The 20,955-nt window shown below is 62.6% G+C and carries 18 protein-coding genes and 1 pseudogene; 7 read left to right on the top strand and 12 right to left on the bottom strand.

The genetic code is table 11. The features are described from left to right. Positions 1 to 348 precede the first annotated feature (348 nt). Positions 349 to 699, bottom strand: coding sequence for a hypothetical protein (locus OKW30_RS26995; RefSeq protein ID WP_221307645.1), 351 nt, complete (start codon positions 697 to 699; stop codon positions 349 to 351). A gap of 12 nt (positions 700 to 711) precedes the next feature. Further along, a complete protein-coding gene (locus OKW30_RS26990) occupies positions 712 to 1,542 on the bottom strand; it encodes a hypothetical protein (RefSeq protein ID WP_260336220.1) in 831 nt (276 codons plus the stop codon). 176 nt (positions 1,543 to 1,718) lie between these two features. Here OKW30_RS26990 and OKW30_RS26985 point away from each other — a divergent pair, with 176 nt between their 5' ends. Continuing rightward, a complete protein-coding gene (locus tag OKW30_RS26985; protein ID WP_184064923.1) occupies positions 1,719 to 2,801 on the top strand; it encodes a tartrate dehydrogenase in 1,083 nt (360 codons plus the stop codon). 96 nt (positions 2,802 to 2,897) lie between these two features. On the opposite strand, the gene OKW30_RS26980 is transcribed toward OKW30_RS26985, so the two are convergent. Both OKW30_RS26980 and OKW30_RS26975 read right to left on the bottom strand, forming a co-directional pair. Further along, entirely contained in the window at positions 2,898 to 4,520 is a 1,623-nt protein-coding gene (locus OKW30_RS26980) for a hypothetical protein (RefSeq protein WP_429348102.1), read from the bottom strand. Then, positions 4,517 to 5,452, bottom strand: coding sequence for a glycosyltransferase family 2 protein (locus tag OKW30_RS26975; protein ID WP_184064919.1), 936 nt, complete (start codon positions 5,450 to 5,452; stop codon positions 4,517 to 4,519). The genes OKW30_RS26980 and OKW30_RS26975 overlap by 4 nt, the downstream gene beginning before the upstream one ends. Positions 5,453 to 5,819: 367 nt before the next feature. On the opposite strand from OKW30_RS26975, the gene OKW30_RS26970 reads away from it, so the two are divergent. The 5 genes from OKW30_RS26970 (at position 5,820) to OKW30_RS26950 (ending at position 10,554) form a co-directional block, all read left to right on the top strand. Beyond that, complete coding sequence (locus tag OKW30_RS26970) at positions 5,820 to 6,515, top strand: class I SAM-dependent methyltransferase (protein WP_184064917.1); 696 nt, start codon at positions 5,820 to 5,822, stop codon at positions 6,513 to 6,515. Between the two features lie 13 nt (positions 6,516 to 6,528). Continuing rightward, complete coding sequence (locus OKW30_RS26965) at positions 6,529 to 6,936, top strand: GtrA family protein (protein ID WP_184039660.1); 408 nt, start codon at positions 6,529 to 6,531, stop codon at positions 6,934 to 6,936. A 168-nt stretch (positions 6,937 to 7,104) separates the two neighbouring features. Beyond that, the gene (locus OKW30_RS26960) at positions 7,105 to 8,091 is read left to right on the top strand and encodes a M14 family metallopeptidase (RefSeq protein WP_184064914.1); all 987 of its coding nucleotides are present in this window, start codon (positions 7,105 to 7,107) and stop codon (positions 8,089 to 8,091) included. A 384-nt stretch (positions 8,092 to 8,475) separates the two neighbouring features. Further along, on the top strand, positions 8,476 to 9,834 hold the full coding sequence (locus OKW30_RS26955) for an MFS transporter (protein ID WP_184064911.1): 1,359 nt from the start codon (positions 8,476 to 8,478) through the stop codon (positions 9,832 to 9,834). Between the two features lie 387 nt (positions 9,835 to 10,221). Further along, the gene (locus OKW30_RS26950; RefSeq protein WP_429348101.1) at positions 10,222 to 10,554 is read left to right on the top strand and encodes a hypothetical protein; all 333 of its coding nucleotides are present in this window, start codon (positions 10,222 to 10,224) and stop codon (positions 10,552 to 10,554) included. Positions 10,555 to 10,578: 24 nt separating this feature from the next. Here OKW30_RS26950 and OKW30_RS26945 read toward each other — a convergent pair. From OKW30_RS26945 to OKW30_RS26920, 6 genes and pseudogenes are all read right to left on the bottom strand, one after another. After that, a pseudogene (locus OKW30_RS26945) lies at positions 10,579 to 11,128 on the bottom strand (glycosyl hydrolase 53 family protein); the annotation flags it as partial. After that, positions 11,121 to 13,085 (bottom strand): beta-galactosidase, encoded by a 1,965-nt coding sequence (locus tag OKW30_RS26940; protein ID WP_429348100.1) that lies wholly within the window; start codon positions 13,083 to 13,085, stop codon positions 11,121 to 11,123. The gene OKW30_RS26940 and the pseudogene OKW30_RS26945, both read right to left, overlap by 8 nt. Positions 13,086 to 13,145: 60 nt before the next feature. After that, on the bottom strand, positions 13,146 to 13,997 hold the full coding sequence (locus OKW30_RS26935; RefSeq protein WP_018424689.1) for a carbohydrate ABC transporter permease: 852 nt from the start codon (positions 13,995 to 13,997) through the stop codon (positions 13,146 to 13,148). 27 nt (positions 13,998 to 14,024) lie between these two features. Continuing rightward, a complete protein-coding gene (locus OKW30_RS26930) occupies positions 14,025 to 14,930 on the bottom strand; it encodes a carbohydrate ABC transporter permease (protein ID WP_090809213.1) in 906 nt (301 codons plus the stop codon). A gap of 78 nt (positions 14,931 to 15,008) precedes the next feature. Further along, positions 15,009 to 16,262, bottom strand: coding sequence for an ABC transporter substrate-binding protein (locus tag OKW30_RS26925; RefSeq protein ID WP_429348099.1), 1,254 nt, complete (start codon positions 16,260 to 16,262; stop codon positions 15,009 to 15,011). A gap of 117 nt (positions 16,263 to 16,379) precedes the next feature. After that, a complete protein-coding gene (locus OKW30_RS26920; RefSeq protein ID WP_429348098.1) occupies positions 16,380 to 17,519 on the bottom strand; it encodes an ABC transporter ATP-binding protein in 1,140 nt (379 codons plus the stop codon). Positions 17,520 to 17,723: 204 nt separating this feature from the next. Between OKW30_RS26920 and OKW30_RS26915 the strand changes: the two genes are divergently transcribed. Continuing rightward, positions 17,724 to 18,740, top strand: a complete 1,017-nt coding sequence (locus OKW30_RS26915; protein ID WP_090809209.1) for a LacI family DNA-binding transcriptional regulator — start codon at positions 17,724 to 17,726, stop codon at positions 18,738 to 18,740. 4 nt (positions 18,741 to 18,744) lie between these two features. Here the strand turns inward: OKW30_RS26915 and OKW30_RS26910 are convergent, their stop codons facing one another. Beyond that, positions 18,745 to 19,752 carry a 4-hydroxythreonine-4-phosphate dehydrogenase PdxA gene (locus OKW30_RS26910; RefSeq protein ID WP_429348097.1) on the bottom strand — a complete coding sequence of 336 codons (1,008 nt, stop codon included), beginning with the start codon at positions 19,750 to 19,752 and terminating at the stop codon, positions 18,745 to 18,747. Between the two features lie 23 nt (positions 19,753 to 19,775). Further along, positions 19,776 to 20,951 (bottom strand): L-rhamnonate dehydratase, encoded by a 1,176-nt coding sequence (locus OKW30_RS26905; protein ID WP_429348096.1) that lies wholly within the window; start codon positions 20,949 to 20,951, stop codon positions 19,776 to 19,778. Positions 20,952 to 20,955: the final 4 nt, after the last annotated feature.

Genomic DNA, 20,955 nt, shown 5'->3' with positions numbered 1-20,955 from the left:
CTCTGCATTGTTGATAGTTCTGGAACGCCTGCGTTTTGCATAGCACCATGCCGCGTGTACCGCCATTGGGACAGCCAGTGCGTTGCACAGGTCTAGGTCCCGTTCGTACTCCGCGAAGCATTCGGCCTCGTGAAAATCGCTCACTCCGCGCGCCGCAATGTCCTGCACATCGTCACTCACGGCATCTGGCTGATAGTTGAACGCCTGAGCATTGCCGAGGTTCTGCGGCGCGCGCGGGCTGTTGCCATAGAGCGAACTTAACACTGGGTACAGTGTCTTTTAGCATCACGGCCACTGCTTCCCGAAAGGCGCCGATTCCCGTAGTCGGAGATTCACGAGTCGAATCGCCTACTCAGCGTCGATGTCGAGCGTCTCAAATTCCACAGCTAGCTCCGCGCCGGCCGTTGCGAGGACTAGCGCTACTTGAGACCCCGGCGTCTTCGAAAACCGCTCGCTTTTAGAGAGCATGGCGCGGGCGAGATCGTAATTCGTGTCCCCCGGCGTGAGGATCTTCATCTCAAAGACGATGTTATTGGACACGCTGAAATGTTCAACGGTGCAGCGACTGGTTCCGCTAAAAGTTGCCGTTGCCCGCTTCCCTTCATCCTCCAACATGACAATAAGTTTATGCTTATCCCGAACCACGAGAGCGTTGATATACCAGTCGTGGAAGTAACCAAATTCCTTGAGTTTGTCCATCAAACAAATCCTTTACCAAGGTAGCAGCGAAAATGCATTTCCCTTATCTCTAACGCCATTTTCCCAATTATGGGAGTGTGGAACGCCAAACCCGTGATCGTGACCGAAATCAATATCGACGGCCGCGTTACCGTCTCCGTCATATAAGCGCCATTGTTTCTTGCCCGATGTGTTTTCGACCCATTGGTTAGGTGACCCTCCTTCTGAGGGAAGCCATGCCGTTTGCATTTCACCGCCCGTGGGAATGTCCTCGCTGTACTCGAACGGCTGAGCTTCGCCTAACGAACCAACACGGGGAGAATACGACGGCGTACCGGCATTCTGCGGCACCCGGGGGCTGTTGCCATAGAGCGAACTTAGCATGTCCGCGTCGGCCGGTTGTTGCGCGCGCGCGGACGCTGTCCGGGACGCCTTTTCCCGCTGCTCCCGTATCGCCTGCACGCACTTGCGCATCTCGTCCCGCTCAGGGACGAAGATCAGGCTACCGTCCTTCACTTCGTTGTAGAGGGCTTTAGCAACCTCATCGTCTTTCATCCTGTACATATGAAAGCGGTTGTCACTCCGGCCGAGCATATCGCGTAACTCGTATGGCTGGTGCGACAGCAGCACGGATGGGCTATGTTGCAGCCACGCCGCGCGCGCTTCCTCCATGCCCTGCACAATGTCATCGTGCGCTTCGCGGGCTGTGCTCGCCGGCAATGCAAAATGGAACCACCGATCCACGTCAAACAACCAGCGAGACCTGATGTGAAGGTTGAACGATCTGTAAAGGCTGACCGAGAAGAAATGTCCGTGCCGCCTTTCACGGACCTCATGATGAGAACCCAGGGAAAGTGAAGTCATCGTGCCTCACAGTCAATAAAGGAGGCCAATTGTGCATCAAGGTACCATCCCAAAAAACCCCTGGTTAAGCCTTGCAGGAGGGGCACGCCGCGCCTGGCACGGCATGAACGAATGCACCACGAATAAAATGACCGCCACCACATCCCCAACCCAATTCTTCAAAGGAGAAGCCCAGCATGTCGAACAAATACCGGATTGCCGTCATCCCCGGCGACGGCATCGGCGTCGAGGTGATGCCCGAAGCGCTGCGCGTACTCGAAGTCGCGACGCAACGCTTCGGCATCGAGCTCGAATATCGGCACATCGAATGGGCAAGCTGCGACTACTACGCGAAGCACGGCAAGATGATGCCGGACGACTGGAAAGCGCAACTGCAATCGGCCGATGCGATCCTGTTCGGCGCGGTCGGCTGGCCCGACACCGTGCCCGATCACATCTCGCTGTGGGGGTCGCTGCTGAAGTTTCGCCGCGAGTTCGACCAGTATGTGAATCTGCGGCCCGCACGGCTCTTTGCGGGCGTTCCCTCGCCGCTCGCGGGACGCAAGGCCGGCGACATCGACTTCTGGATCGTGCGCGAGAACACCGAGGGCGAGTATTCGTCGGTGGGCGGCGTGATGTTCGAAGGCACCGAGCGCGAGTTCGTGCTGCAGGAGTCGGTGTTTACGCGGCATGGCAGCGAGCGCGTGCTGAAGTTCGCGTTCGATCTCGCGCAGCGCCGCGCGCGCAAGAAAATCACCGTCGCAACGAAGAGCAATGGCATCGCGATCAGCATGCCGTGGTGGGACAAATGCGCGGCCGGCATCGCCGCGCAGTATCCGGACGTCACGTGGGACAAGCAGCACATCGACATCCTGTGCGCGCGTTTCGTCCTGAACCCGGACCGTTTCGACGTGGTCGTCGCGACCAATCTGTTCGGCGACATCCTGTCCGATCTCGGCCCCGCGTGCACGGGCACGATCGGCCTCGCGCCGTCGGGCAACCTGAATCCGGACCGCAAGTTTCCGTCGCTGTTCGAGCCGGTGCACGGCTCGGCACCCGATATCGCCGGCAAGCACATCGCGAATCCGATCGCGATGATCTGGTCGGCCGCGATGATGCTCGACTTCCTCGGTCATTCGAGCGGCAAGGAGCGCGCAGCGCACGACGCGATCCTGAAGGCGATCGAGGCGACGCTGAGCGAGGGTCCGCACACCGGCGACCTTGGCGGCAAAGCAAGCACGAGCGAAGTCGGCGAGGCGATCGCGGCAAAACTCGCCTGATATGAACGGCGCGCCAGGCCCATCAAAGCGCGCTGCGAATGCCTGGCCGCCGATCGTTCGACATGAAGGGATGACGGCGCAACGCCGGATGCGCCGTTATCGACAGTTGCGCCGCTCGTAGAGCGACCATTCGCCCTCGTGCGTCACCAGGGCGACATCGCATTCGCTATTGGCGAAGAAATCTTTCGGCAACGGCCCCTCCTTGCGAACGAAGAAATAGCGGTACAGACGGCCATTGTCCTTATTCCATTCGAAACCCGCCGGATCGTGTTCGAGCGTCAGCGGGGCCATAGGCATCATGCCCGGCCTGAAGCGCGCGATCTGCGGCACGTAAGTCGCGAAGTTCGGATCGACGAAACCGTGTTTCTCCGCCTGATACCACAGCGACTGGTGCTCGTACGCGGCCGGGCTCCTGTACGCGGGACTCGCGCGATCGAATATCAGACTTAGCGCGCGTTGATCCGGTTCGGTCCGCGACAGCAGCGCGTCCAGCGGCGCGTTCTCGACGGCGAAACGATGCAGACGAACCGTCTGGTCCGCAAAGAAGATCCAGCATCCGGCGATGATCAACGCTTGTACGGCGACGCCGGGCAGCGCACCCCGGTTCGAACCGGACGACGCACGGCGAGCGCCGTTCGCCGACGTTTGCGGCGCGCAGAACATCAACGCATACGCGGGCAACAGAAACAGCGCGAAACGGTGATACAGGTACGCCGTCTTCAGCGCCGTGCCGGGTACGACGAACCACACGAACGCCACGGCGAGCATCGGCACGATGACCGAGCGATCGGGATTGATCCTGTTGCGCCACAGCCACGGCGCGGCGAACATCAGCGCGACGAGCGGCAAATACACGGCCGCGCTTTTGTTCATGCCCCACACGTAGACGGGCAGCGAAAGCACCCGCTGCAAGTCGAAGCCCCATTTGAATACGTCTACGCCGGGCACCGTCTGCCCGAGCAGCGGATCGGTCGCGCGGCTCCACAACATATACGCGATGCACAGCACACCGAGCGGCACGAACGGCGCGAGCGCGAGGATCTTGCGGACCAACGTCTTCTGTTTGAACAGCACGAAGCCGACGCCTACCGCCATCGCAAGCAGAAACACGAGCCCGTGACAGAAGAACAGCGCCGTGCCCGCAACGAACATCCATACCCCCTTCCTGACCGAAGTCGCCTTCGCATAGTCGTGCGAGAGCCACATGAACAGAATGCCCAACGGGGTCGCGACCAGAAACGTATAGAAGCCCCACATGAAGGCGAAGCCGAAAAATCCCGGCACGAACAGCCAGTCGAGCCGTGGATCGCCGCCCAGATACCTGCGAAAGCCCACGCATGACGCCACGAACGCGAAATACGCGAGCATCAGCACGCAATTGAGCGCGGCGCCGATCGGCATCAGATACGTGAGCGGCAGCGCGAGGCCGTAGCCGACGAGATACGGCGTCAGCAGATTGAGCTGCACGAGGTTTTGCCACGGCGACGTATGCTCGAGCAGATCGCGCAGCAACATCACCTGTCCCGCGTGTTGCGGCAGGTCCACCAGGGGCGGACGCGGCGCGATCCAGAACAACGCTCCGCCATACAGCACGGTGACGATGAAAAGCACGCGCGGAAGAATGGTGGTGAGCCGGCCGGAGCGCGAAAACAGCGCGTCTGCGGACACCGCGTCGGCGCCCGGGGTCGCCGGCGCCGAACGATCGACGGGAGAATTCATAACGTTTGCTCAATGATGAAACGAGGACGCTGCTTGGTTTCGGCGTACGTCTTCGAGATGTAGCCGCCGATCACACCGAGAAAGAGCAACTGGATACCGCCGAGAAAGTACATCGGGATTACCGTCGAAGCCCAGCCGGGCACCGTGAGGTTGGTGAAGATGCGCGCATAGGCGGCCCATGCGCCGAAGCACAGCGAGCCGATCGCCAGCAATGCGCCGATGCGCGTACTCCATTGCAAGGGAACGGCGGAGAACGACGTGATGCCGTCCAGCGCGAGGACGATCATTTTGCTGAGCGGGTATTTGCTCTCGCCCGCAAAGCGCGCGGCGCGCTCGTATTCGACGATCGCAGTCTTGAACCCGAGCAGCGGAATGATGCCGCGCAGGAAAAGATTGACCTCCTGAAACTGACGCAACGCTTCCACTGTCTTGCGGCTCATCAGGCGAAAATCCGCGTGGCCCGGCAGGATATCGACGCCGAACGTCCGGAGCAGCTTGTAGTAGTTGCGAGCGGTGAAGCGCTTGAAGAATGTGTCCGACGTACGTTTGTGACGCACGCCGAAGACGATTTCCGCACCCGACTGATATTCCGCGAGCATGCGTGGAATGGCTTCGATATCGTCCTGAAGATCCGCGTCGAGACTCACGAGTACATCGCCTTGAGCCGTCATCAGACCGGCGAGCAGCGCATTCTGATGGCCGCGATTGCGCGAGAGTTTGATGCCGCCGCAGCGGGCATTCTGCGCGTGCAGCACTTCGATGATCGACCAGGTACGGTCGCGGGAACCATCGTCAATGAAAGTGATGCGGCTTTCGTTGCTCACCTCGCCGGCTTCGATCAATCGCTCCAGAAGTGCGAGCAGCCGCTTGCCTGTCTCGGTGATAACCTCTTCTTCGTTGTAGCACGGTACGACGAGATTCATCGTCGTCATAGGCAACTCCCCATTCTGAAGCTGGCTCGACCCAGAGTCAGGCACAGAGTCCGGCGTTTAACCTAGTTGGACATTAGTACGCATCGCCGACCACAGGCAAGCATAAGGACCTCTTTGTCCGAAATGTGCTAAGGCATCGGAAAAAACGTCGAATTAGAGCCGCAACGGAATTACCACATCGGAATGCGAACAACCACTTTTTACTGGCACTGGTCTGCATCAGCATGCCGATACGCGCAAGGCCATGCGATTGTTCGCGTGGTCCCGTATGATTGGGTCGTGGAGACAATGGAGAATGCATGAACCGTCACGCCAGATCGCTTTCCAATTGCTTTTGGAACCGATGTTCACGGAAAGGATGAATAGCATGGACAAGGCCGAGTTCGACAGCTTTGCTGACGAGTATCTTTCGCTGCACGCCCGTAACATCGCGGCATCGGGAGAAGGTCCGGAGTTTTTCGCCGAGTACAAGATCCGCGACATCGCCGAGGAGATGACGCGACGCGATGCGCTGCCCGCGCGCATGCTCGATTTCGGATCGGGCGTGGGCACGTCGATTCCATGGGTGAAGCGCTATTTGCCGGACGCACAGCTCACGTGCGCGGATGTATCGGAGCGTTCACTGGAAGTCGCGCAAAGCCGCTTTCCCGATTCCTCGCGCTTCGTCCACTTCGACGGTCACACGCTGCCTTTCGAGCAGGGCGAATTCAATCTCGCCTATGCGATGTGCGTGTTCCATCATATCGATCACGCCGAGCATGTTCATTTGTTGGGCGAACTGAAGCGCGTCGTGGGTCCGCGGGGCACGGTCGTCATCTTCGAGCATAATCCGCTGAACCCGCTGACCGTCAGGGCGGTCAACACCTGCGAGTTCGATGTGAACGCCAAACTGATCACCGCGCGCAACATGAAGCGGGCGTGCCTCGATGCGGGCTTTTCCGACGTTGTCGTGCGCTTCCGGATTTTCTTTCCTCACATGCTGGCCAAACTGCGTCCACTCGAAAAATATCTGACCCATGTTCCGCTCGGCGCCCAATACGCCGTCTACGCGAGCGCCGCATGAAGGCGGCCATTCGATGAACAGTCTACGCACGACAGCATCGCGTACCGAACCTCTTCGCCAGTTCATCAAATATCTTCTGGTTGGCGGCCTCAATACGGTGATCTCGGCCGCCATCATCTTTATCGTGCAAGCGGCGGGCGCGATTCCTGTAGTTGCCAACATAGTCGGCTACGCGATGGGTGTGGGACTGAGCTTCGCGCTCAACAGCAGGTTCACGTTCAGGACGGAGGCCACGCGGCACACCGCCATCCGCTTTCTGATCGTCGTGCTGATCTCGTACCTGGCCAATCTCGCGACGATGGTTTCGGTGTTGCATCTCACGCACGCGCCCTATCTCGCGCAACTGTGCGGCATTCCCGTCTACGTGATCGTGGGCTTTCTCGGCAACCGGTATTGGGCGATGCGCGGGCGCGCACGCTGAAGATGCGCCTCGTATCCACACGTCATTGATATCCGTTCACGATTTTGTCGACGTGGCGGGATACGGTAAGCACATGTCTGAAGAACATTTACTATCTTTTGCGGAAGGCGCCAGGAATAACAACGTCTTACGAAAAGATTATCAATGCCATTCACCGAGGACGCCGCCATGAGCCGAGAAGCCTATCCGATCGAAGTCGAATTCCCCGATATCGCGCCGCACGAGCCATCGTCGTCGGGCGTTGCATACGTCCATACGTTCGATTCGGGCGTGCCCGGCCCGCACGTGATGATCAACGCGCTCACGCACGGCAACGAAGTGTGCGGCGCGATCGTCGTCGACGAACTGCTGCGCCGCGCGCTGCGGCCGCGACGCGGGCAGCTCACGCTGTCGTTCGCGAACGTCGCCGCGTACCGGCGCTTCGATCCGGCGAATCCGGACGCCGCGCGCTTCGTCGATCAGGACTTCAATCGCGTGTGGACGGCGGCGGTGCTCGACGACACGTCGCGCAGGTCGAGCGAGCTGCAGCGCGCGCGTGCGATGCGCCCGGTGATCGATACGGTCGACGCGCTGCTCGACCTGCATTCGATGCACGAGCGGTGCAAGCCGCTGATCGTCGCGGGACCGCTGCAAAAAGGCATCGACCTCGCGGTGCGGCTCGGTACGCCCGCCACGGTGATCTGCGACGAAGGGCATCCCGAAGGCCGCCGCATGCGCGACTACGAAGGGTTCGGCGATGCCGCGAGCCCGAAGAACGCGCTGCTGATCGAATGCGGCCAGCATTGGGAGCGCCGTGCGGTGGCCGTCGCGCGCGATACGACCGCGCGCTTCCTGCTGCTGGCCGGCGTGATCGACGAAGCGGATCTGCCGCCTGGATGGCTCGCGCCATTGCCGCCCGAGCAGAACATCGTGCGCGTGACACAGCCGGTCGTCGCAACCAGCATGGACTTCAGCTTCGCCGCGGCGTACACCGGCCTCGAGGTTTTCGCCGAAGCGGGCGCCGTGATCGGCTGGTCGAACGGCGAAGAGGTGCGCACCCCCTACGACAACTGCATGCTCGTGATGCCGTCGCTGCGGCAGTTACGCCCCGGTGTGACGGTGGTCCGGCTGGGGCGAATCGAGCGGACGGTGGCCAATCCCGGGGTGACGGCCTGACGGGCAGATGTCTCGACGCCGTTCGCCGGTTGCTTTGGCGCGTTGAGCTTGGCGCGCCTCGTCCTTTCTGCGGCCCTATTGCAGCGCGCCGCCTCCCACGCATCGGCGGGCACGTCCGCCACTGCGAAGCTCGGGTATTCCCCCGTTGACCGCATCGATTTCATTCCTTACAGTGGCGCGCGTTCGCATAGAGAATCACAGTTCTATATTCGAACAAATTCCCTCGCCCGGCGCGATTCCGTCAAACCGATCCGTCCGGGATGATTCATTGCCGATGAACGGCCAGTCGGCCCGCCGCAGGCATCGTACGCCGTTGCCAGACGGCGTACAGTCTTAGAGAAGAATAGCTCGTCGTGTCGGGCCTTTCGCTGCCAGGAGACCATCATGAACCGCAGCCCCGCTGTGAACGTTCAAACCTTCATCAACGAGCATCCGTTTTCGCCGTTCCAATGGCTGATCTTTTTCATGTGCTTCATCATCGTCCTGCTGGACGGTTTTGACACTGCTGCGATCGGCTTCATCGCGCCTTCACTGATCACCGAATGGGGTATCGACAAGCCCGCGCTCGCGCCGGTGCTGAGCGCCGCGCTGTTCGGCCTCGCGTGCGGCGCGCTCGGCTCGGGTCCGTTGTCCGACCGCCTCGGGCGTCGCTCGATGCTGGTCGGCTCGGTGCTGCTGTTCGGCGTCGCCTGCCTCGCGTCGGCGTTTTCGACCGGCATCGACCAACTGACCGTGCTGCGCTTCGTCACCGGCGTCGGCCTCGGCGCCGCGATGCCGAACGCGGTCACGATGATGGGCGAGTACTGCCCGGACAACCGCCGCGCCACCATGATCAACCTGATGTTCTGTGGCTTCCCGCTCGGCGCCGCGTTCGGCGGCTTCCTCGCCGCGTGGATGATTCCGCATCTGGGCTGGCGCAGCGTGCTGATCCTCGGCGGCGTCACGCCGCTGCTGCTGTTGCTGCTGTTGCTCGCGAAGATGCCTGAGTCGGTCCGCTACATGGTCGCGAATAACAAGCCGGCCGAGCGGATTCGCGCCGCTCTCGCGCGCATTTCCGGCGACGCGGTGCAGGCCGTCGGTTTCACGATGACCGAAACCGCGCCGCAAACCGGCGGCAAGGGGCTCGGCGTCGTGCTGTCGCGCTCGTACATCGTCGGTTCGGTGATGCTGTGGGTCGCGTACTTCATGGGCCTCGTGATCTTCTACGCATCGATCAACTGGATGCCGATCCTGCTGAAGGACGCCGGCCTCACGCCGCAACGCGCGACGCTGATCTCCGCGCTGTTCCCGCTCGGCGGCGTCGGCGCGGTACTGGCCGGCGTGCTGATGGACCGCTTCAACGCGAACCGCGTCATTGCGGTGTGCTATGCACTGACCGCCGTCAGCGTGTACTTCATCGGTCAGGCGGCCGGCAACGTCGGCGCGCTCGTGCTGATCGTGTTCATCGCCGGCGTGCTGATGAACACCGCGCAATCGTCGATGCCGGCGCTCGCCGCCGCGTTCTACCCGACCGTGGGCCGCGGCACGGGCGTCGCGTGGATGCTTGGCGTCGGCCGCTTCGGCGGCATTGCGGGTTCGTTCCTCGTAGCGGAGCTGGCGCGCCGCCACTTCTCGTTCGGCGGCATCTTCGCGACGATCGCGGTGGCGGGTCTGCTATCGTGCGTCGCGCTGCTGATCAAGCAGGCGGCACGGCCGCAGGCGGCGGAAGCGGGTGCGTCGAAGACGGAGTCGTTCGGCCATTGAGCGTGCAATGAAATGTGCGCACCAGCGGACCGGTAACGGGGTTCGACCGAGTGGTGACCCAGAAGCCGCCCTGCGAATCGCAGGGCGGCTTTTTATTTCGCTGAATGCCTGGAATCTCTCGCTTACCTGAACGCGAGCAGTTGCTCGACACACAGCAGCACGGCAATCAGAACCATCGCCGCGCCTGAAACCTGGCTAAAGGATCGGCCGCTGCCGCTGTGACGCATCGACGTCACACCCGTTCGCCTGCGGCATTGTGATCCACGGCGGCGAAAAGCGCCCCGGCCTACTTCCCGATACACTACGCAACAATTTTTCCGCGCGCGGCCAGGCGCGGCGATCACCGCCGCTGCCGCGCCGCCGCCGTCTCATGTCAGGACTCCGGTAATGAAACGCGTAGTCGTATCCGCGCTCGTCGCGCTGTGCATCGCGCAGCCGGCCGCTCAGGCCGTCGCGCAGACCGTCAGCGATCAATGTTTCGCGCTCGGCGATATCGCCGGCCAGGTCGCGTCGTGGCGCGCACACAAAAAGACCAAAGCTCAGGCGCTCGAGCAGGCCGCCCACTACTACAAAGACCCGTCCGACCGCGCGGCCGTCGACGCGATCATCGAAAAGATCTACAGCCCCGACGCGCCACACATGACGCCCGATCAGGCGAGCATGGCGATCACGTCGGACTGCGTGAACCGGCACAAGGGGCAGGCATCGCCGGCACAGTGATGCCGGCGTGTCACCCGCGATGCGCTAGCGCCGCCGGAACGCATCCAGCGACGACAGTGCATTGCCGCGGAAATCGAACAGCGTGTTGTTGTCCCACTGGTCGCACCGCGCCGAGAAACTGCGCCTGGCCGGCGGGCGTCCGCGGGTACGGCGAGGTGCCGACGTTGGTCATCGAGTCCGGTTCCGGATCGCCGTCGCTGGTCGTCCACGGATACGCGGTCTCGACGACGATCACGTCCTTGTCGTAGCGCGTCGCAAGATCGTTCACATTGCCCTGCAGGTCGCTGAACGAGCCCTGCCCGATCACGTCGAACGTGACGCCACGCTGCGTCATGTTGTCGAACCACCAGCGGCTCGTCGCGTTGTTGCCGCCGCTGTCGATATGCAGCATCACCTTGATGCGCCCGTCGACGGATTTGACCGCGTCGTGCCCGGCCTTCAGCAGCGCCGCGAGGTTATCGAGCTGATCGTACTTGCCGAGCGGCCACAGCATGCCACCGGTAATCTCATTGCCGATCTGCACCCGCTCGGTTGGCTTCCTGCCGTGACGTGACAACCACACCACGTCACGCGTCTTTCCACGCGCAGACGTCGCCGGTATTCAGGCGCGGCCCGCCGAGCACGAACGTCGCATTGCGCGGTGCTGGCGCCTGCACCGGTTGCGCGCCGAAATTGAATGCGAAGGTCAAGCCGCCGCGGCGGCGCAGCCTCAGTCCGTCGGCGAGTACCTGCGTATCGAGGCCCGCATCGCGCGCCGCCTGCCGCAACAGCGTGCGATGCAGTTCATGCGACAGCCAGCCGGCCACATAGCGCACGTTGCCGTGCGTCAGCAGCGCGGGCCAGGCATCGTCGAAGCGCGCGGCAATGCGTGTCTTGCCATTGGCGCGCACATGCTCGCGCCAGTGCAGCGCGTGACCCTCGGTGCCGTCGATCGACAGCGCGGGCGCGAGCGTCGGCCGCAGCGTTTCGACTTCGAGCACCTGGATCGGCAGCGCGCGCTGCAACGCGCCGGGCGGCAGATTGCCGGGAATCGCGAACGCGTCGGTTTTCGAGCCGCTGCGTGGGCCGAACACCCATTGCGCGTTCGAACGCGCGATCTGCTCGACGAGCGCGGCGTCGATCACCGCGAGGCTCGGCACCACGACTAGCTGGTAGCGCGAAAGATCTGCCCGGCTCGACACGATATCGACATCGAGCCCGAGTTCGCGCAGCGACTCGTAGTAGTCGAACGCGAGCGTCTGGTAGTCGAAGCCCTTGCCGTGACGCTGGATTTCGAACATCCACTGCGTCTCGTAGTCGAATACCAGCGCGGTGGCCGCGCGCGCGGGCGCGGCGAGCGTCGACAGCACCGTACTGCCCGCGATCTCACGCGCGGCCCGTTGCACCTCGAGACCGCCCGGCGACAGTTCGTCGTTCGGCAGATTGAGCCCGGAATGCATCTGCTCCTGCGCATACGGGCACTGACGCCAACGGAAATACGACACCAGCTCCGCGCCATGCGCGAACGCCTCGTACGCCCATAGCCGCACCATGCCCGGCGCCGGAATCGGATTGCACGACGCCCAGTTCACCGGACCGGCCTGCTGCTCCATCACCCAGAAGCGCCCGCCGCCAATGCCCCGGTAGCGGTCGTGATCGAACGCGGACACGTCGGGATGTCCGGTACGCGCGAAGCGCGCCTTCTGCTCCTCCGGCAACGCGATCGACTCAGTGCGAGCAATCGGATAGCTGTCCCATGCGGCGACGTCGATCGCGTCGTCGGCGGCGAAGCGATAGTGATCGAAGGTCGTGAAAAAGCCCATGAAGTTGTGCAGCAGATCCGCGTTCGGCGCATGCTCGCGCAACACCTCGATCTGCTCGCGATGGAAGCTCGCCACCTCGTCGGACATGAAGCGGCGGAAGTCGAGCAGATGGATCGGATTGGCGTCGGTGGGTGTCAGCGTCGGCAGCCCGATCGCGTCGAACGACGGGTACTCCATGCTCCAGAACACGTTGCCCCACGCGTCGTTCAACGCGCCGATCGTTGCGTAGCGCCGCTGCAGCCACGCGTGAAAGCGCTGCAACGCCGCAGCCGAATAGCTCGGCACCGTGTCGTGGCAGCCGAGTTCGTTATCGGTCTGCCATGCGACGATCGACGGATGCCGGCCATAGCGCTTCGCCATCGCGGTGACGATGCGCACGCATTCGCGCCGGTACGTGTCGCTCGAAATATCGTAGTGACGCCGCGAGCCGAAATTCCAGCGCGCGCCGTCCGCGCGCACCGGCAACACGTCCGGATGCGCGTCGACGAGCCACTTCGGCGGCGACGCGGTCGGCGTGCCGAGCACGAGTTTCAGGCCCGCTTTCGCGAGCGTTTCGACCGCTTCGTCGAGCCATTGCCAGTCGAATTCGCCGGCGCGCGGCTCCATACGGCTCCACGCGAATTCAGCGATCCGCACATGCGTGATGCCGAGTTCGACCATACGTTGCGCGTCGTCGGCCCACATCGCGCGCGGCCATTGTTCCGGGTAGTAGCAGACACCAAGTTGCATGTGAAAGTCTCGTGGTGAGTTGACGTCGAGCCGTCGTTTCAATCGTGTTTCAAGCGCCCTTTATCCCTTGCTCGCCCCGAAGGTCAGTCCGGCGACGAAGTGCCTTTGCATGCCGAAGAACATCAGCACCGAAGGCAACGCGGCCAGCACCGAGCCCGCCGCGACGAGGTTCCACGCAGTCGTCCACTGCCCTTTCAGCGCGGCGACGCCCACCGTGATCGGCGCGGCGTCGTCGCCTTGCGTGAGGCACAGCGCCCAGAAGTAGTCGTTCCACACGAACGTGAACACGAGGATCGCGAGCGCGGCGAGCGCGGGGCGGATCAGCGGCAGCACGATGCGCAGATAGATCGTCCACTCGCCCGCGCCTTCGACGCGCGCGGCCTCGATCATCTCGAACGGCAGTTGCTTGATGAAGTTGCGCAGAAACAAGGTGCAGAAGCCGGTCTGAAACGACACATGAAAGATCACCAGCGCCCACACGGTGTTGAACAGGCCGAACTTCAGCGCCATGTCGCGCACCGGAATCATCAGGATCTGGATCGGCACGAAATTGCCGGCGACGAACGCGAACAGCACGGCCGTGTTGCCCGGAAAGCGATACGTCGCCAACGCGAAGCCCGCCATCGACGCGAGCACGATCGCGCCGATCACCGACGGCACCGTGATCAGCACGCTATTGGCGAAGTAATGCAGCATCGGCGTTTGCGTGAGCGCGGTGCCATAGTTCTCCAGCAACGCGAAGTGTTTCGGCCACGTCCAGTAGTCGCCTTGCGACAATTCATCCGTCGAGCGGATCGAGGTCAGCAGCACGGCGAGCATCGGCAGCAGCCAGATAAACAGCGCCAGCGGCAGCGAGGCCTTGTAAAGCGTGCGATTCAGCGGTTTCCAGCGTTCGACGGGAAGCGGATACATGACCGGGTACTCCCGACGTTCAGAGAATCAGCGTTCCTCGCGCAACATGCGGCGCAGATGGAACACGATATAGACGAGCATGATCGCGAACAGCACGACTGCAATCGCGGCGGAATAGCCTTCGCGGTAGTACTTGATCGCCTGGTCGTACATGAAATAGGCGAGCACGGTGGAACTGTCGAACGGACCGCCGCCACTCATCACCGCGATCAGATCGAAGCTGCGCAGTGCGCCGATCACGGTCAGCACCACCGCCATGAAGGTGGCCGGCCGCAATTGCGGCAGGATCACGTGCCACAGCAGTCGCAGCCCTTGTGCGCCTTCCATGCGCGCGGCCTCGACCACCTCGGGATTGATGCCGGTGAGCCCGGTCAGATACAGGATCATGCAGAACGGCGCCTGCGGCCACAGCGCGGCGAAGATGATGCCGAACGTGACCGTGTGCGGATCGCCGAGCACCGGGATGCCACGGCCGACGATCAGCCGCAGCAGCCCGAACGTCGGATCGTAGAACCAGCTGAATACGAGGCCGACCACGACGCCCGACAGCACGAACGGCGCGAAAAACAGCGACTTCACGACGCGCATGCCGCGCACCTGCTGATTCAGATACAGCGCGAACAGCAGACCGAGAGGTGGCGCGAGCAGAAACAACGCGAGCCAGATCAGGTTGTTCTTCAGCGCCGTATAGAACGTATCGGACTGAAACAGCTCGACGTAATTGGCGAGACCGGCGAAGGTCTTCGGCGTCATGCCGTCCCAGTGGTAGAAGCTCAGCGAAATGCTGCTGATGATCGGATAGATCACGCACAGCGCGAACAACGCGCAGCCCGGCAGCAGAAAGAAAAACGCGGCGCGATGCTGATGACGGCGCGTCGTCGAGACGCGACGGTGCCGCGCCGCGGGCAGGCGGCGCGCTGCGGTATGAGACATGGAGCGGCCTCGTCGGAAATCGAAGGCGGAATTGGGACCCGCAAGCCGGCCGCGCTCAGGCGGCCGGCGCGGCGGGACTTACTTCTGGTAGATGCGCTTGCGCGTCGCTTCGAGATGAGCAAGCACGCTGTCGAGTTGCGACGGATCGCTGTAGAACTGCTGCATGGCCTTCATGCCTTCGTCGGCCATTTCCTTCTGCATATCGCGATCGTAGAACTGCGCGATGCCGCCCTTCGTGTTCGCGAGCGTCTGGAAGCCGACCTTCGAGATCGCGTCCTCAGGCGCCGCCGCCTGGCTGTTCGACGGCAACTGTCCCCAGCCCTTCGCGAGTTCGGCGTTGATCTTCGGCGTCTCCATGAACGCGAGCAGCTTGCGCGCGTCGGCCTTGTTCTTCGCCTTCGCCGGAATCAGCAGCACGTTGACGGGGCCGTCCTCGGCCATCGGCACGTTCGCGTCGAGCACCGGAAAGCGGAAGAAGCCGATCTGGTCCTTGATCGACGGCGGGAAGCTCGCCGAGAAGAACGTGCCCATCAGCATCATCGCGGCTTTGCCGTTGTTGAGGATCGGGCCGATCGAATCGACGTCGTACGACAGCGCATTGTCGATAAAGTCGTGATTGTCGAGCAGCGTCTTCCACGTCGTGTAGACCTTCTTCACGCGCGGATCGGTGTACGGAATTTCGCCGGCCATCAGCTTCTGATGGAACTCGTTGCCGTTGATGCGCAGATCGAGATAGTCGAACCAGGCAGCCAGCGTCCAGCTGTCGCGTGCAGCCACCGCGATCGGCGCGACGCCGATCGCCTTCAGCTTCTTGTTGGCTTCGAGCAGTTCGTCCCACGTTTTCGGCTCGCTCCTGATGCCGGCCTTCTCGAACAGATCCTTGCGATAGAAGAAGCCGTACGCGTCATAGCCGAGCGGTGCCGCATACTGCTTGCCCTTGTACGTCGACGCGTCCTTGACCGACGCATACTGCTGCGACCAGCCGTTCTTCGCCCAGTCCGAGCTCAGATCTTCGAGCAGACCACGTTGCGCGTAATAGGCCATCCGCTCGCCGTCGTGCCACGAGACGACGTCGGGTGGATCGGTGGCGAGCCAGCCGCCCATCTGCACCTTGTAGGCTTCCTCGGTCACGTAGGTGATTTTCAGGTCGATGTCGGGATTGGCTTTCTTGAACTGGTCGAACGCATCCTGCCAGGTCGAGCGCTGATTACCGCGCGCCGATACGTTGACGTTCAGCGTGGCCGCGTCGACCGCGGCGCTGCCGAGCGCGCCGGCCACCACGGCGGCGGCGATCGACACCTGTGCGAAACGGCGAAGGCGAAGAGCAATCATCTATGTCTCCTTGTCTACCTTGTTGACCGGCTACGCAGCGTGGCCGGCGATGTAACCCGCTCTATGGCGGAATTCAGTCCGACGAACCGTTGAAGCAGGTCCGCCGTCGACGATCGTTCAGGCGGCCGCGCGTTCCGGCTCGAACGTGCTACGCCGCAGCGCGAGTCCCTGTTCGTCGAACAGATGACAGGCAGCGGGCGGAACATGGACGCGGATGCGCTCGCCCGCGCCGAGCGGCGTATCGCCGGGCGCCTTCGCGATCAGCGTGCCTCCCGCGTGGTCCGCGTGGATATAGCTGTGCTCGCCGAGCCGTTCCGATAGCACGGTCGCGCACTGAATGAACTGTTCGTCGCCATCGAGCCGCAGATGCTCGGGGCGCACGCCGAGCGTGACGCGCTGGCCGCGTTGCAGCCGTTTACCGTCGACGTGCGCGACCAGCTTTTCCGCGCCGGCCACGAACGCCACCGTCACACGCCCCGGTTCGATCGACTCGACGGTCGCATCGACGAAGTTCATACGTGGCGAGCCGATAAAGCCCGCGACGAAGCGCGACTTCGGGTGGTGATACAGCTCGAGTGGCGCACCGCTCTGGGCGATGCTGCCGAAGCGCTCGGCATCCGCGCCCGCATGCAGCAGCACGATGCGATCGGCAAGCGTCATCGCTTCGACCTGATCGTGCGTGACGTACACGACGCTCGCATTCGCGAAGCGCTGATGCAGACGCGCGATCTCGACGCGCGTCTGGCCGCGCAGCGCGGCATCGAGATTCGATAGCGGCTCGTCGAACAGAAACACGCCCGGCTCGCGCACGATCGCGCGGCCGATCGCGACGCGCTGCCGCTGGCCGCCCGACAGCGCTTTCGGATGTCGTTCGAGCAAGCCTTCCAGTTGCAGAATCCGCGCGGCTTCGCGCACCTTGCGCTCGATCACGTCCTTCGGCTGCTTCGCGAGCTTCAATCCGAACGCCATGTTGTCGAACACGGTCATGTGCGGAAACAGCGCGTAGCTTTGGAACACCATCGCGACGCCGCGCTCGGCGGCCGGCACGTCGTTGACGAGGCGGCCGCCGATATGCAGCTCGCCTTCGCTGAGGTCTTCGAGACCGGCGATCATCCGTAGTAAGGTCGACTTGCCGCAGCCCGAGGGGCCGAGAAATACGCAGAATTCATGCTGCGCGATCTCGAGATTCACGCGCCGGATCACCGGCGGATGGTCGCCGTAGGCCTTTTGCACATCGCTCAAACGAATCGTCGCCATGCTGTCTCCGCCGTGATTTAACCGCTTAAATTTTGGCCGAAATAAAACGCCCCGGCCTTGTGCCGGCGGCATTTAATCGCTTAAATTCGAGTTCGACGGATAAAGTCATGGTGGGTGTCTCCGTTACGTTTTTCAGAAAGTTAGCAATGTCGCAGGCCGTTTGCAACATTTGAATTGACCTCCCTAAATATGGGATAACCCGACATGGTCACGTTGTCCGAAGTCGCGAAACGCGCGCAGGTTACCGCCGCCACGGTCTCCAACGTGCTGCGCAATCGCGAGAAAGTCCGCCCTGAAACGGCTGAGCGCGTGCTGCAGGCGATCGCCGAACTCGGCTACCGGCCGAACCTGAATGCGCGCGCGCTCGCCGAAGGCCGTTCGTCGACGCTCGCGCTCATGCTGTCGAACATCTCGAACCCGTTTTACCCGGAGTTCGTGCTCGCCGCCGAGCGCGCGGCGCGCAAGACCGGCCACTTCCTGATGGTCTGCAATACCGACGACGATGCCGAAATCGGCCGCGCATATCTGAACCAGATCGCCGGCACGCTCGCCGACGGCGTGCTCGTAATGAACACGGACATCACGATCAACGACCTGTGCGCGTCTGCGACGCATAGCGCGCCGATTCTGCTCGCCATGTGGGAGCACCCCGAGTCGCCGCCCGAGCTACCGTGCATCGCAGTCGACTTCGCGCGTGCCGGCGAGCTGGCCGCGGGGCATCTGCTCGGACTCGGCCATCGCGAGATCGGCTTGCTGATCGGCGACGGCTGCGGCGGTTTGCAGGACGCGCGCTCGAACGGCTTTCGCGCCGCGATGCGCATGGCCGGCATCGAAGCCGATGCGGCCGCCGTGCTGCAGATTCGCGACTCGATCGACGCCGGCTTCGCCGCCTGCATGGAACTGATGGCGAACCGCCCGCAACTGAGCGCGATCTTCGCGACCAACGACCTGCTCGCGATCGGCGCGATCCAGGCGTTGATCACGCTCGGCCGCTCGGTGCCCGACGACGTGTCGGTGATCGGCATCACCGACATTCAGCTCGCGCATCAGGTGCATCCCGCGCTGACCACGGTCGCGATTCAAACCGCGGCCGTCGCGGAGCTTTCCATCAAGAGCCTGATCCGTTTGATCCAGACGCCGGAGCGGCAGCCGTCGATGGTGCTCGGGCCACCGCCCGAGCTCGTGGTGCGCGCCTCGACCGGGCCGCGCAGGAAACGCTGACGCGTTAGGGCCTGTTCACGCGCTCGGTCGCCATCCGCGTGACGATGTCGAACGCCTTCTGCGTCGCGCCGACGTCGGCCTTGCCCTGGCCGTGGATGTCGAACGCGGTGCCGTGCGCGGGCGTCGCGATCGGAACCGGCAAGCCGCCGTGCACGGTCACGCCGCGCCAGAAACCCATCAGCTTCATCGCGATCTGGCCTTGATCGTGGTACATCGTGACGACGCCGTCGAAGGCCTTCTGGTCGCGCGCGCGCACGAAGATCGTGTCGGCGGGAAACGGTCCCTGCGCGTCGTAGCCGAGCTTGCGCGCGGCCTCGACGGCCGGCACGATCACGTCGATCTCCTCGCGGCCGAACGCGCCGTTGTCGCCGTTGTGCGGATTGAAACCGCATACCGCGATACGCGGCTGCGGATGGCCGGCTCGCTTCAGGCCTTCGTGAATCAGCCGCACCGCGCCGACGATGCGCTCCTCCGACAGCTTCGCGCTGACGTCCTTCAACGCCATATGCGAGGTCACGCGCGAAGTCCATAGCTCGTCGAGCACGTTGAACTCGCAGAAGCTGCCCGTGTAGCCGAGCTGCTTCGCGAACCACTCCATCTCGTCGCCGGTTTCCATGCCGGCCAGATGCAGCGAGGTCTTGTTGACCGGCGCGAACAGCATGCCTTGGGTGACGTTGCTTTGCGTCAGCGCGAGCGCGTGCCTGAACGCGGCGAGACTATAGCGGCCGCCGTGTTCGGTCGCCACCGCACGCTCGAAAGCTTGATCGCCGGGCAGACGGAAATCGATCAGCGACGGCACGCCGTCGCGTTGAAACGCGGCATGCGCATCTTCGACCACGTCGTAATCGAAGCGCTGCTGCGCGATCTTCATGCCGGTTTCGAGCTCGCGCCGGTCGCCGATGACCAGCAGCTCCGCGCGCGCGCGGTTCGCCCGCTGCGCGAGCAGACGCGCGATCAGCTCGGGACCGATACCGGCGGGGTCGCCGAGAAGGACTGCGATGCGTGGCTTCATGTGCTTTCCTCGGATCGGTCCACTCATTCGACGATGTTGAAGTCGGCAAGATACTTGTCGCTCAACTTGATGCCAAGACCCGGCACGTCGTCCGACAGTTGCAGATAGCCATTTTCCGGCCGCGGCTCGCCTTCGAAGATGTAGTAGAACAATTCGTTGCCAACTTCGACATCGAACACCGGGAAGAACTCCGACATCGGGCTCGCGGTGCTCGACATCGTCAGATGATAGTTGTGCATCTGTCCCGCATGCGGAATCACCGGCACCGACCACGCTTCGGCCATCGCGTTGATCTTGCGCGCCGCCGTGATCCCGCCCACGCGATTCGTGTCGTACTGGATCACGTCGATCGCGCGGCGTTCGAGCAGATCCTTGAAGCCATAGCTCGTGAACTCATGCTCGCCACCCGACACCGGCATCAGGTTCATCTTCTTCAACTCCTGATAGCCTTCGACGTCGTCGCCGATCACCGGCTCCTCGATCCAGCGTGGATTGAATTCGGCGAGGCGCGGCAGCATTCTGCGCGCGTATTCGAGCGTCCAGCCCATATAGCATTCGAGCATGATGTCGACTTCGTCGCCGACCAGTTCACGCAACAGACGCACCTGTTCGATGTTCTTCGCCATGCCTTTCGGGCCGTCTTTCGGACCGTAGCCGAAGCGCATCTTCATCGCGGTGAAGCCGTTGTCCAGATAGCTTTCCGCTTCGCCGAGGAAAGCGTCGCGATCATCGTTGTTGTAAAGCTTCGATGCATAGCACCAGATCTTTTCTTTCGTGCGCCCGCCGAGCAGCTTGAACACCGGCTTTTTCACGGCCTTGCCCATGATGTCCCACAGCGCGATATCGATCGCGGAGATCGCCGCCATGCCGATGCCTTTGCGGCCCCACGCGAGCGTGCGGCGATACATCTTCTGCCAGATGTATTCGTTGTCGAACGGGTCTTCGCCGATCGCGATCGGCGCGAGGTATTCGTCGATGATCTGCTTCGCGATGCGCGGCGCGAGCGCGCAATTGCCGATGCCCACGGTGCCGTCGTCGCATTCGACTTCGACGACGAGCCAGCCGTGAAAGCGGAACGACCCCATCGCATCGCCACGCTCGTACAGAATATCGACCGCGTTCGTGCAGAAATGCGCTTGCGGCGGCACGACTTTGCCTTTCCACTCGAAAACACGCGTTCGGATATGCTTGATTTTCATGTTC

This window comes from Paraburkholderia sp. Clong3, assembly GCF_050436485.1.
Taxonomy (GTDB): Bacteria; Pseudomonadota; Gammaproteobacteria; order Burkholderiales; family Burkholderiaceae; genus Paraburkholderia; species Paraburkholderia tuberum.
This window is presented reverse-complemented; position numbering and strand designations above follow the sequence as displayed.

Coding starts and splice junctions, on each gene's coding strand:
- OKW30_RS26985 (WP_184064923.1), top strand. CDS start 1,719: ATGTCGAACAAATACCGGATTGCCGTCATCCCCGGCGACGGCATCGGC.
- OKW30_RS26995 (WP_221307645.1), bottom strand. CDS start 699: ATGGACAAACTCAAGGAATTTGGTTACTTCCACGACTGGTATATCAAC.
- OKW30_RS26970 (WP_184064917.1), top strand. CDS start 5,820: ATGGACAAGGCCGAGTTCGACAGCTTTGCTGACGAGTATCTTTCGCTG.
- OKW30_RS26990 (WP_260336220.1), bottom strand. CDS start 1,542: ATGACTTCACTTTCCCTGGGTTCTCATCATGAGGTCCGTGAAAGGCGG.
- OKW30_RS26915 (WP_090809209.1), top strand. CDS start 17,724: ATGGTCACGTTGTCCGAAGTCGCGAAACGCGCGCAGGTTACCGCCGCC.
- OKW30_RS26935 (WP_018424689.1), bottom strand. CDS start 13,997: ATGTATCCGCTTCCCGTCGAACGCTGGAAACCGCTGAATCGCACGCTT.
- OKW30_RS26910 (WP_429348097.1), bottom strand. CDS start 19,752: ATGAAGCCACGCATCGCAGTCCTTCTCGGCGACCCCGCCGGTATCGGT.
- OKW30_RS26955 (WP_184064911.1), top strand. CDS start 8,476: ATGAACCGCAGCCCCGCTGTGAACGTTCAAACCTTCATCAACGAGCAT.
- OKW30_RS26925 (WP_429348099.1), bottom strand. CDS start 16,262: ATGATTGCTCTTCGCCTTCGCCGTTTCGCACAGGTGTCGATCGCCGCC.
- OKW30_RS26930 (WP_090809213.1), bottom strand. CDS start 14,930: ATGTCTCATACCGCAGCGCGCCGCCTGCCCGCGGCGCGGCACCGTCGC.
- OKW30_RS26980 (WP_429348102.1), bottom strand. CDS start 4,520: ATGAATTCTCCCGTCGATCGTTCGGCGCCGGCGACCCCGGGCGCCGAC.
- OKW30_RS26940 (WP_429348100.1), bottom strand. CDS start 13,085: ATGCAACTTGGTGTCTGCTACTACCCGGAACAATGGCCGCGCGCGATG.
- OKW30_RS26965 (WP_184039660.1), top strand. CDS start 6,529: ATGAACAGTCTACGCACGACAGCATCGCGTACCGAACCTCTTCGCCAG.
- OKW30_RS26905 (WP_429348096.1), bottom strand. CDS start 20,951: ATGAAAATCAAGCATATCCGAACGCGTGTTTTCGAGTGGAAAGGCAAA.
- OKW30_RS26960 (WP_184064914.1), top strand. CDS start 7,105: ATGAGCCGAGAAGCCTATCCGATCGAAGTCGAATTCCCCGATATCGCG.
- OKW30_RS26920 (WP_429348098.1), bottom strand. CDS start 17,519: ATGGCGACGATTCGTTTGAGCGATGTGCAAAAGGCCTACGGCGACCAT.
- OKW30_RS26950 (WP_429348101.1), top strand. CDS start 10,222: ATGAAACGCGTAGTCGTATCCGCGCTCGTCGCGCTGTGCATCGCGCAG.
- OKW30_RS26975 (WP_184064919.1), bottom strand. CDS start 5,452: ATGACGACGATGAATCTCGTCGTACCGTGCTACAACGAAGAAGAGGTT.